Annotated in this window: 14 protein-coding genes; 10 read left to right on the top strand and 4 right to left on the bottom strand. The window is 35.9% G+C overall.

Annotated elements, in window-relative coordinates:
* The 6 genes from GSY74_RS08540 to GSY74_RS08565 form a co-directional block, all read left to right on the top strand.
* The coding region (locus GSY74_RS08540) for an AAA family ATPase (RefSeq protein ID WP_164664686.1) at positions 1-460 on the top strand (460 nt) is incomplete at its 5' end.
* Positions 460-1,104, top strand: coding sequence for an HNH endonuclease (locus GSY74_RS08545; protein ID WP_164664687.1), 645 nt, complete (start codon positions 460-462; stop codon positions 1,102-1,104). The genes GSY74_RS08540 and GSY74_RS08545, both read left to right, overlap by 1 nt.
* A complete protein-coding gene (locus tag GSY74_RS08550) occupies positions 1,101-1,583 on the top strand; it encodes a DUF4149 domain-containing protein (RefSeq protein WP_164664688.1) in 483 nt (160 codons plus the stop codon). The genes GSY74_RS08545 and GSY74_RS08550 overlap by 4 nt, the downstream gene beginning before the upstream one ends.
* Positions 1,584-2,390, top strand: coding sequence for an ABC transporter ATP-binding protein (locus tag GSY74_RS08555; protein WP_164664689.1), 807 nt, complete (start codon positions 1,584-1,586; stop codon positions 2,388-2,390).
* A 35-nt stretch (positions 2,391-2,425) separates the two neighbouring features.
* Positions 2,426-2,914, top strand: coding sequence for a DNA-deoxyinosine glycosylase (locus tag GSY74_RS08560; protein WP_164664690.1), 489 nt, complete (start codon positions 2,426-2,428; stop codon positions 2,912-2,914).
* Positions 2,915-3,748 (top strand): symmetrical bis(5'-nucleosyl)-tetraphosphatase, encoded by an 834-nt coding sequence (locus GSY74_RS08565; protein ID WP_164664691.1) that lies wholly within the window; start codon positions 2,915-2,917, stop codon positions 3,746-3,748.
* Between the two features lie 36 nt (positions 3,749-3,784).
* Here GSY74_RS08565 and GSY74_RS08570 read toward each other — a convergent pair whose 3' ends face one another.
* The 4 genes from GSY74_RS08570 to GSY74_RS08585 are packed head-to-tail and all read right to left on the bottom strand — an operon-like array spanning position 3,785 to position 6,587.
* The gene (locus GSY74_RS08570; RefSeq protein WP_164664692.1) at positions 3,785-4,807 is read right to left on the bottom strand and encodes a cytochrome-c peroxidase; all 1,023 of its coding nucleotides are present in this window, start codon (positions 4,805-4,807) and stop codon (positions 3,785-3,787) included.
* A 52-nt stretch (positions 4,808-4,859) separates the two neighbouring features.
* Positions 4,860-5,546, bottom strand: a complete 687-nt coding sequence (locus GSY74_RS08575) for a UDP-2,3-diacylglucosamine diphosphatase (RefSeq protein WP_164664693.1) — start codon at positions 5,544-5,546, stop codon at positions 4,860-4,862.
* Complete coding sequence (locus GSY74_RS08580) at positions 5,531-5,932, bottom strand: Fur family transcriptional regulator (RefSeq protein ID WP_164664694.1); 402 nt, start codon at positions 5,930-5,932, stop codon at positions 5,531-5,533. The genes GSY74_RS08575 and GSY74_RS08580 overlap by 16 nt, the downstream gene beginning before the upstream one ends.
* A 58-nt stretch (positions 5,933-5,990) precedes the next feature.
* Positions 5,991-6,587 carry a peroxiredoxin gene (locus GSY74_RS08585; protein WP_164664695.1) on the bottom strand — a complete coding sequence of 199 codons (597 nt, stop codon included), beginning with the start codon at positions 6,585-6,587 and terminating at the stop codon, positions 5,991-5,993.
* Between the two features lie 161 nt (positions 6,588-6,748).
* Between GSY74_RS08585 and GSY74_RS08590 the strand changes: the two genes are divergently transcribed.
* The 4 genes from GSY74_RS08590 to GSY74_RS08605 all read left to right on the top strand — a co-directional run bounded on the left by GSY74_RS08590 (position 6,749) and on the right by GSY74_RS08605 (position 13,012).
* Positions 6,749-9,196 carry an HD domain-containing protein gene (locus GSY74_RS08590; RefSeq protein ID WP_164664696.1) on the top strand — a complete coding sequence of 816 codons (2,448 nt, stop codon included), beginning with the start codon at positions 6,749-6,751 and terminating at the stop codon, positions 9,194-9,196.
* A gap of 5 nt (positions 9,197-9,201) precedes the next feature.
* The gene (gene glmS, locus GSY74_RS08595; protein WP_164664697.1) at positions 9,202-11,010 is read left to right on the top strand and encodes a glutamine--fructose-6-phosphate transaminase (isomerizing); all 1,809 of its coding nucleotides are present in this window, start codon (positions 9,202-9,204) and stop codon (positions 11,008-11,010) included.
* Positions 11,011-11,110: 100 nt separating this feature from the next.
* The gene (locus GSY74_RS08600; protein ID WP_164664698.1) at positions 11,111-11,518 is read left to right on the top strand and encodes a hypothetical protein; all 408 of its coding nucleotides are present in this window, start codon (positions 11,111-11,113) and stop codon (positions 11,516-11,518) included.
* A gap of 72 nt (positions 11,519-11,590) precedes the next feature.
* A complete protein-coding gene (locus GSY74_RS08605) occupies positions 11,591-13,012 on the top strand; it encodes a UDP-N-acetylmuramoyl-tripeptide--D-alanyl-D-alanine ligase (RefSeq protein ID WP_164664699.1) in 1,422 nt (473 codons plus the stop codon).
* The last annotated feature ends 146 nt before the right edge of the window (positions 13,013-13,158 follow it).

Here is a 13,158-nt window from a genome sequence, read left to right on the forward strand (position 1 = left end):
TACTAAATCAAGAAGTTTGGATATTGAAGGAATTGTTTTAATAGATGAAATAGAAACACATCTTCATGTGGAACTTCAAAAAAGTATTTTACCACTACTTACAAGCTTTTTCCCAAATATCCAATTTATAGTAACAACTCATAGTCCTTTTGTGTTGTCGTCATTATCTAATACAGTTATTTATGATTTAGAAAAGAGATTTGTTACAACTGATTTATCAAGTTACTCCTATGATGCACTTATTGAAAGTTATTTTGATAGCGATAAATATTCTAAAGAGCTTAAAGATAAAATTAAGATATTTGAGAAATTGGCTGATAGGGATAATTTATCTGATAATGAAAAGGACGAATATTATAAGTTAAAAAAATATTTTGATACTGTACCAACTTTTATGTCAGATGAGTTAGCCGTTAAACTAAATGAGATTAAATTAAGAAATATGTTCAAGGCACTTTAATGGTCTATTTTGAAAAATCTCAACCTGCACCGAATATATCAAATACTCACAACAGTCAAGAAGTTTTAGATAGATTAGAAAAAGATTTTTGTAATAAATGTTATATTTGTGAAGAGAAAGAGCCTCAAAATATCAATATTGAACATTTTATTTCACATCAAGGGGATAGACAATTAAGGCTTAGTTGGAATAATCTTTTTCTTAGTTGTAGACATTGTAATGATATAAAATCTACAACATTTGATAATTTGTTAAACTGTACGGTTTTATCTGATTATGTAGATACATCGATACACTACTATTGTCAACCTATGCCAAAAGAGAAACCTATTTTTAAAGTTTTAATTGTCTCAGACAAAGCAGAAGAGACAAAAGAGTTATTAGAAAAATGTTTTAATGGAGAGCATACAGCTCAAAAAGCTCTAGAAAGTAGTAGTCTTAGAAGTTCATTATTAAAAGAGTTAAGAGTTTTTCAAAATTTACTCTTTGATTATTATGAAAATCAAGATAATGAATACTTTTTGGTTAAAATAAAAGAACATTTGAGTAAGCGTTCTGCTTTTACAGCATTCAAACGATGGATTATCAGAGACAACATACATCTTGAAAATGAATTCCAACAATACATAGGAAACCAACCATGACAAAAAAGATTTTCAGAATAGCAACAATAACATACATAATAACACTAGGAGCAGTCCTCGGAGCAGGACTATTCGCAGGAATCGTAGTAGCCCCAACTATTTTTCATTCCGAGTCACTTTTGGGTGGAGAGCTACTCTCAAATTTCCAAGAGGGACTTATTATGACTGTAAACTTCCAAAAGTTGGGATTTCTAGTCAATTTCACAGTTTTCTTCATACTCATCTATGAAGCAACAAAGTGGAAAGCTTTTGAGAGTGATAGATGGACTCTTATATCAGCATTTTTGGTAATAGCTACTGGGTTGCTCTTTACCTCATACTATATCCCTGATATTATAGAGATGCAACTTGCAGGTGAGGCGATGACACAGAGTGATGCTTTTCTAAATACCCATAAAGGGAGTGAGATAAATTTCAAGATTTTTGCTTTTGCCACCTTGGCTCTTCTGATTTTGAATCTGAAAAAGGCATTGAGATAGATGGATATAATAGAGACCAAAGAGAAGATAGAGTTTGATGAGAAGAATCCACTTATAGAGATAAAAGGACTGCAAAAAGTCTTTGGAACAAAAGAGGTTCTCTCCAATGTAAATCTTATCTTTCCAGAGGGGTCAACTACTGTTATATTGGGTCTCTCTGGTGGTGGTAAATCTACGATTATCAAACATATTGTAGGGCTTATGAAACCGACGGCAGGAGATATATTTGTAGAGGGTGTCAATGTGGCTACCTGTTCAGAAAAAGAGTTGAGGGCTGTTCGTAAACATATCGGTTATCTTTTTCAGGATGGGGCGATGTTTGATAGTATGAATATTTTTGATAATGTTGCTTTTCCTCTGCGAGAACACTTTAAACTCTCTGAAAAAGAGATTGAAGCTAAAGTGATGAAGATGTTAAATATGACAGGGCTTGATGCTGAACGAGTATCAAAGCTTTTTCCCAATGAGCTTAGTGGTGGTATGCGAAAAAGAGCAGGATTAGCACGAGCAATTATTATGGAACCAAAAATTATACTCTATGATGAACCAACATCAGGTCTCGACCCAATTACTAGTGATTTGATTACGCAGTTGATTTTGAAGTTGCAAAAGGAGCTTGGGGTTACCTCTGTTTTGATTACCCATGATATGAAAGAGAGTTTCAAATCTGCTGATTATTTGGCATTTCTGTTTGAGGGTGAGATTATAGAGTGGGCAGATAATGAGGCTTTTAAAAATACGACCAATCCTTATGTGAGGCAGTTGCTTAATGGTAGTGGGGAAGGACCGATACAGTTTAGTGAGTAGGGTGCGTTTTCTAACGCACCAAAAGGGAGTAAATAGTGAAAAGTGAAAAATTAGAGCATCCGTTTGAGCCTATCGTTTTCAAAGATAGCGAGATTTTGATATTAGGTTCATTCCCTAGCATAGACTCATTTGACAAAGCATTCTATTACGCTCATCCACGCAATCAGTTTTGGAAAATACTCTCTGCTGTGACAAGCTACCCTATTAACAATCGTGACCAGAAGATATGGTTGCTCAAAGTTTCAAAGATAGCTCTTTGGGATATGGTGGCAAATTGTAGTCGTGATAACTCCTTGGATAGCTCGTTAGAAGATATTGAAGTTAACAATATAGTTTCATTTTTAGAGGAGCATCCAAGTATCAGAAAAATAGCTTTTACAGGTCGATTATCCGAGAGACTCTTTAAGTTACATTTTGACTATTTAGATATAGAAACAGACTATTTGCCTTCTCCTTCAAGTGCTTATGCTAAGATGTCATTAGAAAATAAAATAATAGTTTATAAAAAAAAATTAGGAATCTAAGTGGCAGTTTGGGCAATTGGTGATATTCAAGGATGTTATGATTCTCTACAGGAACTTTTGAAAAAGATAAAGTTCAATGTTGCAGAGGATGAGCTATGGATAGCTGGAGATTTGCTTAGTCGTGGTGATAAATCTCTAGAAGTTTTGAACTATCTATACTCTATCAAAGACTCCATCAAAGTTGTTCTTGGCAATCATGACATAGCACTCATCTCTGCCTATGCAGGTATTAAGCGACCACATCTAACCATTATCCCCATATTAGAAGCTCCAAATGCCCAAGAGCTTATCGATTGGTTACGACATCAACCATTTTTACACTGGGACTATAGGCTTGGATATGCTATGGCTCATGCAGGTATCTCTCCACAGTTCGATTTTGGCATGGCGATACGACATGCTTCACGGATAGAGAAGAAGCTACGAGGGCGAAACTATAAGGCGTGGCTCAAACATATGCATAAAAAAAGTTCCAATAGATTTAATGCTAGAGCTAGGTCTCTGGATATAGAGAAGTATATCTTAAGCTCTTTTATAAGTATGCGTTTTTGCAAAGATGATGGAGAGTTGAATTTCAAACAGAAAGGTGAGCCTACTGAATATAAAGTTATGACAAAAGGTCTAAAACCTTGGTTTGCTTGTCCCTCTCGCAGGTCTATGGCGATGAAGATTATATTTGGTCACTGGTCTACTTTGGGATATTATCAAGACTCCAATGTATTGTCACTAGATACAGGTTGTGTTTGGGGGGGAAGGTTGACTGCGGCAAGGATTGATCTGGAGGAGCCTATTTTAGTTCAGGTTGGGTGTCAAGCGAAAGCTGATATATTTTAAGGTGAAAGAGCCTTAGTTAAAAGGCTCTTGTTAAATTTATTTGAAATCAGGCTGTGGAGTTGTCATTGTACTCTCTGGAAGTTGAGGATAAGTAACTTCAGGCTTTCTACCTTTAAGTGCTTTTAAGAAAGTAACAATCTCATCTGTCTCTGCATCTGTAATCTTGATACCAAGTTGTGTACTTCCCATCTCTTTAACAGCATCTGATAGATTCCAGATAGCACCATTGTGGAAGTAGGGAGCAGTTTCAGTGATATTTCTAAGGGTTGGTGTTTTTACCATACCTTTTGCATCACCTTTGAAGTCACCTACATCAGCAAATTTGTATTTTCCTGCCAACTCAAATGGTTGCATGGTTCCACCGAGTGCTATACCGTTGTGACAGCTTGTACACCCTTTGGCTATGAATGTCTCTAGACCTTTCTGCTCTGCAACACTCAGTGCATCTTTTTTGCCATTTAAAAAGTCATCAAATCTTGATGGTGTCACAAGAGTTCTCTCAAAGATACCAATCGTCGCTGTAATCTTCTCAAAATCTATCTTGACATCTTTACCATAAGCTTTTTGGAACTCTGCAACATACTCAGGAATGGAGTTGATTCGCTTCTCTACTAGCTCTTTTGGAGATGCCATCTCTGGGCCTGCTTGCATTGGTCCTTGTGCTTGGTCTTCTAGGTGTGGGCTTCTTCCATCCCAAAATTGTGCTTTGAAAAATACTGCATTATAGACAGTTGGAGAGTTGAGATGGTGAGGGTTGGCTGTCCATTTGTGACCAACAGCGGCCGAGACACCATCTGCTCCTCCTAGACCCAAGTTGTGACAGGTGTTACAGGAGATGATGCCACTTTTTGAGAGTCTTGGTTCAAAGAATAGTTTTTTGCCCAGTTCTACTCTCTCATCAGTTATGGTTTTGTCAGGATCAATAAGTTTTGAAAGATCTGCTTTACTTTCAGGAATGGCTACGAGACCACTCTTTTTTGCTGTGTCTAGTGTTGAAGTTGCTCCAAATAGAAGTGAGGTTGCTACTAGTGAGGTAGCTAGAAGTTTATAACTTTTCATGTATTTGTTCCTTTTATTATTAAAATAAGATAGAATTATAGAATAAAAAGTATTAAAGGATAATTAATATTAATTCTCCATTAATAACCATTCCCACTTCTCTTTGACACGCTAAAGAGGGTAGAGAGATATAGTTTTTATGTACTACTCCTTGATGAAAATGTCCTTCGATAATAAGAGAACCTTTTGGATACTGTTTGATGATTGCATCGAATCTTTTTTGGTATCCTATAAAGTCTCTACATATATTTTTAGTTTTTAGTTTTTTTATACGATGGTCAATAATCTGTTTTTCAAAAGGTCTAAGTAGAGTAAGTGTAGTTTTGTTTCTAAGTACTTTGCAATATAAATCATAGCCAAAGCCTGTCTTATGTAAATCGCCATGAGCTAAATATACGGTTTGATTGTTTAATTTAAATCGAATAGGTTGCTCTTCTCTGCTGTAGATTTTTATATTTGGAAAAATCTCTTTTAGACAGAAGTCATGATTGCCCTCTAGGTAGTGAATCTCTATCTTTTTTGATAACTCTTGAAGTAGTGCTATCGCCTCTTCTGAAAAAGTTTTGATATACTTATTGTATCCAAATAGTAGGTCAAAAATATCACCCATAAGAAAGAGTTGAGGGGTTGTTAATTTTCCACTCTCTAAATCCTTTAAAATGTTTAAGAACTCATCACCATAGTGAGGATAGTGTGCGTCTGCTATAAAGAGAGCATTCTCTTCTATATCTTTTGGCATTTGTGACAGAGTCCATAGAGATTTATCTGTGCGTTGTTGAGTTGAAAGTTTTCAATAGTTAGTATCTGCTCTCTCTCTTTGGTTATCTCGGTATCTCGAATCTCTCCACATGATTGACAGATGAGGTGGATGTGGTCATCTTTTTTGAGTTCATATTTTGATTTTTCGCCGTTCATTGGTACTTCGATAATGACATTATTTTGTTGCATTAGGATTATGTTTTTGTAGATGGTCGCTAGGGATAGCGTAGGGTGTTGCTCTTTGACATCTTCGTATATCTCATCGATATTGATATGTCCCGCGTGGTCGATTGATTTTAAGATACTAGTTCGTTGGATAGTGGCTTTTAAATCATTCTCTTTTAGTAGTGTTATGTAGTCTGTCATGATTTTTTGTCTTTATATTTTATTTATAATGGGTAGACACATCGGTCTACCCCTACGATTATAGGTCGTCAGCGTGTTTTGCAAGATACTCTGCAACACCTTCTGTATCTGCTTTCATACCTTCGTCACCTTTTACCCAACCAGCAGGACAAACTTCACCATGCTCGTTAGTAAACAACATGGTATCTACCATTCTAATCATCTCATCAATATTTCTACCAAGTGGCAGGTCATTGACTACTGCGTGTCTAACTGTACCATCAGCATCAATTAGAAATGAACCTCTAAGAGCAACAGCATCGTCAAGAAGAACATCGTAATCTCTAGCAATCTGTTTTGTGAGGTCTGCTACAAGTGGCATATCAACTCTACCGATACCACCTTGGTTTACTGGTGTCTCTCTCCATGCGAAGTGTGAAAATTGACTATCTACAGATACACCGATAATATTTACGCCTCTCTCTCTAAAATCAGCCGCTCTTTTTGAGAATGCAATAATTTCGGAAGGACATACAAATGTAAAGTCTAGTGGATAGAAGAAAAGTACTGCACCTTTTTCACCTAGGTTTTCCATTAAGTTGAAATCTTCAACGATTTGTCCATTGGCAAGAACTGCTGTTGCTGTAAAGTCTGGAGCTTTGTTTGTTACGATCATATTTTTTCCTTATTTTAAATAATAATTTTTATTTGTAACGAAATAATATCGAATTAAAATTAAACTACTCTTTATTTTTAATTGTTTTTGATATAATCAATTTTTTTGTAAAATTTGGGTTGGAATTCACAACTTTTTAAGTGCCTCTAGGAGAAGATAAAATGGAAAAAATAAAATCGCAAATTGAGACCCTGTTGTATGCAGAGGCAGAGGATTTTGAGATAGCAAAAGTCTTGAAAAAAGATATAAAAAACTATTTTGAAACCTTGGAGGAGAGCTTTGCTAACTCAGGTGGAAAAGATTTTTTGGTTAAACATACTCATAAGATAGATACTCTAATAGAGATGGTCTATATGATAGCAACGCGTTCGATGTTTGGCACAACTTACGCTCCAACCAAACATGCTCTGCCGATTACTCTTGTTGCCTTGGGAAGTTATGGACGAGAGCAACTCTGTGTGCATTCTGATATTGATTTGATGATTGTCTATAAAGATGTTCAGGGTTATCACACAAAGGAGATGATGGAGAAGATTCTCTATATTCTTTGGGATACAGGTCTTAAGCTAGGGCATAGAGTACATGAAGTAGATGAGCTTTTTGATATTTCGCAGACAGATATAACTATCAAAACATCCATGATAGAGTCTCGTTTTGTAGAGGGGTCAAAATACCTATGGACAGAGGTAGAGAATGAACTTAATAGAATTCGCCACTATAAACAAGAGGAGTTTATAGAAGCAAAGATAGAGGAGATGAGAAATCTACATAAAAGATTTCCTATGACGATGGAGCCAAATCTAAAAGAGGGGGTTGGTGGTTTTCGTAATGCTAATCTTGTCTATTGGCTAGGAAATATTCTCTATAATGTAACGCGAATTAGAGACCTACCAAAAGATATAGTGGCAGACAAGGAGTACAGAGAGTTTCATATAGCACAAGAGTTTCTCTTTAGAGTTCGCTCTGCTCTACATCTTAGCAGAGGGAAAAAAGAGGATAGAGTACGACTGGAGCTTATCCCTCAAATAGCTAAATATCTTGGATATAACGAGAGAGAGCATATGAAGTTTGCAAAAGAGGTCACTCGATGTCTAAAGGTCATTAAGCTACATACAACTATATGGACAGATGCTCTGGATAATGATGATAAGAGTCATATGTTGAGACCAAAAGAGATAGATGATTCATTTGAATCACTTCTTGGTCAACTTTGCGATGCAGGAGATATGGCTTTTGAGGCTCATCCAACTTTTCTATTGGCACTTAGTCGTGCTTCAAAACCCAAAACAGTCAATGAAGATATATATACGATTGTTCGCAAAATGTTCTCTAAAACTCACTGTTCTAATATACTCAAACCACTTTTGGATACTAATCTGTTGGGGTATGTTATGCGTCCCATGAAGCAGATTATCAATCTCCCACAGTTTGATGGCTATCATCGTTATGCTGTTGGGATTCATTCACTCAAAGCACTTCAAAACTTGGAAAATATAGAAGATACAACGCTTAAATCAATTTATGATTCGTTGAAACCTGAGGAGAAGGCTCTTCTTAAATTTGCAACACTGCTACATGATGCAGGGAAAGGCAGAAGAGAAGAACATGCTATAGTCGGTGCAAAACTATTTAAAAACTTTGCAGAGAAGTTACTTTTTTCCAAAAAGCAGATAAAGATAGGAACTAATCTGATTCTCTACCATAGTATTATGAGCAGTACAGCCCAACGCGAAGACCTCCATACAGAGCAGACCATTTTAAGGTTCGCATCAAGATTTCCAACCAAACTGGAGTTAGACTTCATATATCTGTTAACCTATTCTGATATGAATGCCGTTGGAGTCAAGACTTATAATGATTTCAATGCAAGACTTCTTCGTACACTCTATACTCAATCCAATAGAGCAATCTCCTGTGGGGAAAAACTCTATGAGACCAATAAACGACTAAAAAAAGAGAAAATTTTGCAGAATAATTCAGAGTTCATGAAATTTTCTCGTCTATTTCAAAAAAAGATTCTACGCATCCCTTCTGATTTGCTATTTATGAAATATAGCTCAGGAAAAATTATAGAGATTGTAAAAACAGCAAGGGAGATAGAAGATTATAGTTTTAGTATTGATAATAATGGATTTTTGACTATTGAGGTGATACGAAAAGATAATCTGGATTTAAGTTATCTGTTATATAGACTTAGACGACTTGATATTGTTAATATGGATATTTGTAAACTATTTGACGGGGTGAAATATTTTAAGATAGATTTTAATGAGATGGCTGATGAAGATGAGCTTCTTTTGATTGAAAATATTATACGAGAAGCATTAAAAAAAGTCCATCAACTGAACCTAGAAAATCCAAATATAGATAAAAAAGCGGTAACCATCGACTGCAACCACTCTCAAGAGCATGGGATGATGAAGTTGCACTGTAGCAATAGAAAAGGGTTGCTCTCTCATATTATCTCTATATTTGATAAGTTGGGTATTGATATATGTTCTGCTAAAATTCATACAAAAACTAACAGAGTTAATGACCTATTTTTAATCGAGAAGAATGGAAATTTTTGCCATAATACCGACTTTATAATTAAAGAACTAACGGAGTAGTATATATGTGTGGAATCGTAGGATATGTAGGACAAAAAGAGAAAAAAGAGATTTTGCTAGATGGTTTACAGGAGTTAGAGTATCGTGGCTATGATTCAGCAGGTATCGCTATTATAGAAAACAGACAACTCAAACATTTTAAAGCCATAGGAAAATTAGAGAATCTAAGAGCTAAGACTAAAGATTATGAGAGTGATGGTTTTGGTGTATCTATTGGTCATACTCGTTGGGCTACACATGGGAAACCAACAGAGCTTAATGCACATCCACATCTAGGGGAGTACTCTTTTGTGGTACACAACGGTATCATAGAGAATTATCAAGAGTTGAAAGTAGAGCTTCAAGAGCAGGGTGTTAACTTTTTGAGTCAAACTGATACAGAGACGATTGTTCATCTGTTTGAGAGTTATTGTGAGAAAAAAGGTGATGGATTTGACTCTTTTACTAAAACAATCAATAAATTAGAAGGTGCATATGCCACACTTTTGGTGACAGAAGTTCAACCTGATACTATCTTTTTTGCAAAAAATGGCTCACCTATGCTTATCGGTTTTGATGGTGAAGATGTCTATTTTGCCTCATCAGATACACCTATTATTGGTATGGCTACAGAGGTTTATTACTTGGAAGATGGTGAGTATGGTTATGCAAAAGATGGGGAAGTCAAACTTTTTGATGCCAATGGAGAGAAGAATTTCACCAAAAAACCACTAGCAACCGACAAAGCTATGGCTCAAAAAGATGGCTATAGATTCTTTATGGAAAAAGAGATATATGAGCAGAGCGATGTCATGAATGATACGATGATGGGTCGTGTTTTAGATGATAGAGTTGAGTTTGAGGAGCTAGGAGTTGAGCTATTTGAGGGTATTAACAATATCAAAATCTGTGCATGTGGAACTAGCTACCACTCGGCATTAACAGGCTCATATCTACTAGAGAGAATAGCCAAAATCCCTTGTCAAGTGGAGATTGCTTCGGAGTTTAGATACAAGGAGCCTCTGCTTAAAGATGATACGCTCTTTATTACCATCTCTCAAAGTGGTGAGACTGCCGATACGCTAGAGGCTCTAAAGATGGCAAAAAGAGCAGGATTAAAGAGTTTGAGCATCTGTAATGTTGATAACTCATCTATCGTAAGAGAGAGTGACAGAGCTATCTTGACCAGAGCAGGGATTGAAAAAGGTGTTGCTAGTACCAAAGCATTTGCTACACAGACTATGGTACTTTGGATGTTAACGCTCTATGTCGCAGAGCTAAAAAATAGTGTTAGTAAAGAGAAACTACAATCAGAACTAGATGCGATGCGTCATACGCCAAAAGCTCTGCTAGTGACAGACAGACTGCATGAGAAACTGCATAGACTCTCAAAAAGATACCTGCATGGTCACGGTTTTTTCTTTATAGGTAGAGATATATTTTTCCCATTAGCCCTAGAGGGAGCATTGAAACTTAAAGAGATAAGCTATCTTCACGCTGAGGGTTATCCAGCAGGAGAGATGAAGCATGGACCTATCGCTTTGGCTGATAGCGAACTGTTTACTATTGCCCTTATGCCTAGAAGTCTCCATTATGATAAAATCAAATCAAATGTAGAGGAGTTAAGTGCTAGAGACTCTACTATCTTGGCTATCTCTCCAGAACCGTTTGAACTAGCCGATGACTTTATTCAAACCAAATATGATTCTCATCCTATGTTGGAGTTTTTTGAGATGATGGTGGTGACACAGTTGCTCTCTTTGGAGGTCTCCATTAGGCTTGGGAATGATGTGGATATGCCTAGAAATTTGGCAAAATCTGTTACAGTGGAGTAGAATAAATTATATTGGATATTAAAGCTTCTTTTAAATAATAATCAGCCTATGTAAGTATATTAATGATATAATTTAATAAAACTTTAAGGAATGACCTCTAATGCAATTAATTATATTCCTAGTAGAGGTTATTGCTATTTATGCATTTTTAGAATATGACACTTTGAGTCATAAATTTAATAATTTTAAACTTTTAGAGGAGAGCAATAGCTCTTACTCTAGTGAGAATGCTATACAGCAGGTACTTGCTTTAAATAATATCTCTGATAGTAAAAAAATAGCTCTTTGGAGTAACTCTCCTATAAAAGATGAGTTGTTAACCCACTTTCCAAATCTACACTTGATGTCTAAAATCATTGATACCAAAGTTATTGATGATGGTGATTTTAAATATAGATTAATATCTAATTTAGAGTATCTACATGGAGAGTATATATCCCAAAATATTGATATAGATAAGTATAGAGAAAAAATTCAAAATCCTGACCCATCTCTACCTGCTTTTTAGTGAAGATTTAAGTAGTAAGTAACCTCAATATCTATTGCTGATATAATACCTTTTTCAAATTAAAGGCATCAGATGATTCAGATAGAGATACTTAGCAATATACTTTTTGTGTTAGCCCTCGGCTACTACTTTATGACCAATATGCAGTGGTACAGTTACAAGTTGGAGAGGGTGATTTTTCATCATACCAAGAGTTGGTGGCACATCACCTATTTTATTGTTCCTTTGTTGGGATACTTCTTTTTGAGCAAGTTGAATCTTAGTATTATTGTGACGGTGGTATATATTGGGATGCTGTACAAGTGGAGAGCAAAACAGGACAAACCATTGGTATTTACAGGCAGAGTTAAACGATTTTTTGCCTCTTTGGTTTTCTTTATTGCCCTTACCGTTATGTTAACTACAGGGATGGAGTATGGTAGTTATGCTGTTCTTATCCCTATTCTTCTGTCGTATCTCATCTCAATGATGATGGAAGCGATGCTTTTTAGAGGTTTTCAAGTGAAAGCTGAGAAGAAGTTGGAGTCTATGGAGAATATGACAGTAGTTGGGATTACGGCTAGTTATGGCAAAACCAGTATCAAAAACTATATTGCTCATATCTTATCAGCTAAATACAAAGCATATCCAACTCCTCGTTCTGTCAATACTTTTGGTGGAGTACTCAAAGATATCAATGATGATTTACCAACGGACACAGAGGTTTATGTTGTAGAGATGGGTGCTAGGGGCAAAGGGGATATAAAAGAGATTTCAGAGTTTGTTAATCCTCATCTTGTAGTAGTTGGAAAGATTGGCCCTGCACATATTGAGTATTTTGGAAATTTGGAAAATATTCGAAATACCAAGATGGAGATTCTCTCATCTGATAGACTTCAAGAGGCTTGGGTACATGACTCTGCGATGGTGAAACCTGAGAAGATTGTGCATAGTTTTGGGAAAGAGATTTCAAATATCAGAGCAACTCTTGATGGTTTGGACTTTGAGATGGATGGGGAAGAGTATCATGTCAATATCTTGGGTTCGTTTAATGCGATGAATATAGCAGTATCTATAAAAGTAGCAAAAGCATTAGGTATGGATGATGAGACCATCAAAAAACAGCTAGAGACACTAAAACCCACAGCACATAGACTTCAAAGAATGGACGCAGGTGGCAAGGTTATTATAGATGATAGCTTTAATGGAAATATTGATGGGATGTTAGAGGGGTTCAATCTGGCTTCTACCTATGAGGGGCGAAAAGTTCTCATCACCCCTGGTTTAGTTGAAGTTGATGATGAGTTCAATGTTCAAGTTGCCCAACGAGCCAATGAGGTTTTTGATTTGGTGGTTGTGACTGGGGATTTGAACTACCGTATCTTTAGAGACCATGTGGATGAGAGTAAGTTGGTGAAGTTGGAGAGTAAGGATAAGATGCAGGAGATGTTGGTGGAGGAGACTAGAGCAGGGGATTTGATTCTGTTTGCTAATGATGCTCCGAGTTTTATTTAATCTTTATCTAATTAAAATATATATATAATAAACAAAATATATATATTGGAGAATAGAGTGGTTATAGGTGTATCTGAATTACAAAAAAACATTAGTATTTTTAAAAATCTTACTGAGACTATACATATTATTGATAAAAAAACCAA

Origin of the sequence: Sulfurovum sp. bin170 (assembly GCF_010892395.1) — a bacterium.
In the GTDB taxonomy this organism is placed as follows: Bacteria; Campylobacterota; Campylobacteria; order Campylobacterales; family Sulfurovaceae; genus UBA1140.

Bases quoted from the DNA above. Each gene is read 5' to 3' on its own strand.
- GSY74_RS08545 (WP_164664687.1), top strand. From the start codon at position 460: ATGGTCTATTTTGAAAAATCTCAACCTGCACCGAATATATCAAATACT.
- GSY74_RS08550 (WP_164664688.1), top strand. From the start codon at position 1,101: ATGACAAAAAAGATTTTCAGAATAGCAACAATAACATACATAATAACA.
- GSY74_RS08555 (WP_164664689.1), top strand. From the start codon at position 1,584: ATGGATATAATAGAGACCAAAGAGAAGATAGAGTTTGATGAGAAGAAT.
- GSY74_RS08570 (WP_164664692.1), bottom strand. From the start codon at position 4,807: ATGAAAAGTTATAAACTTCTAGCTACCTCACTAGTAGCAACCTCACTT.
- GSY74_RS08575 (WP_164664693.1), bottom strand. From the start codon at position 5,546: ATGCCAAAAGATATAGAAGAGAATGCTCTCTTTATAGCAGACGCACAC.
- GSY74_RS08580 (WP_164664694.1), bottom strand. From the start codon at position 5,932: ATGACAGACTACATAACACTACTAAAAGAGAATGATTTAAAAGCCACT.
- GSY74_RS08585 (WP_164664695.1), bottom strand. From the start codon at position 6,587: ATGATCGTAACAAACAAAGCTCCAGACTTTACAGCAACAGCAGTTCTT.
- GSY74_RS08590 (WP_164664696.1), top strand. From the start codon at position 6,749: ATGGAAAAAATAAAATCGCAAATTGAGACCCTGTTGTATGCAGAGGCA.
- glmS (WP_164664697.1), top strand. From the start codon at position 9,202: ATGTGTGGAATCGTAGGATATGTAGGACAAAAAGAGAAAAAAGAGATT.
- GSY74_RS08600 (WP_164664698.1), top strand. From the start codon at position 11,111: ATGCAATTAATTATATTCCTAGTAGAGGTTATTGCTATTTATGCATTT.
- GSY74_RS08605 (WP_164664699.1), top strand. From the start codon at position 11,591: ATGATTCAGATAGAGATACTTAGCAATATACTTTTTGTGTTAGCCCTC.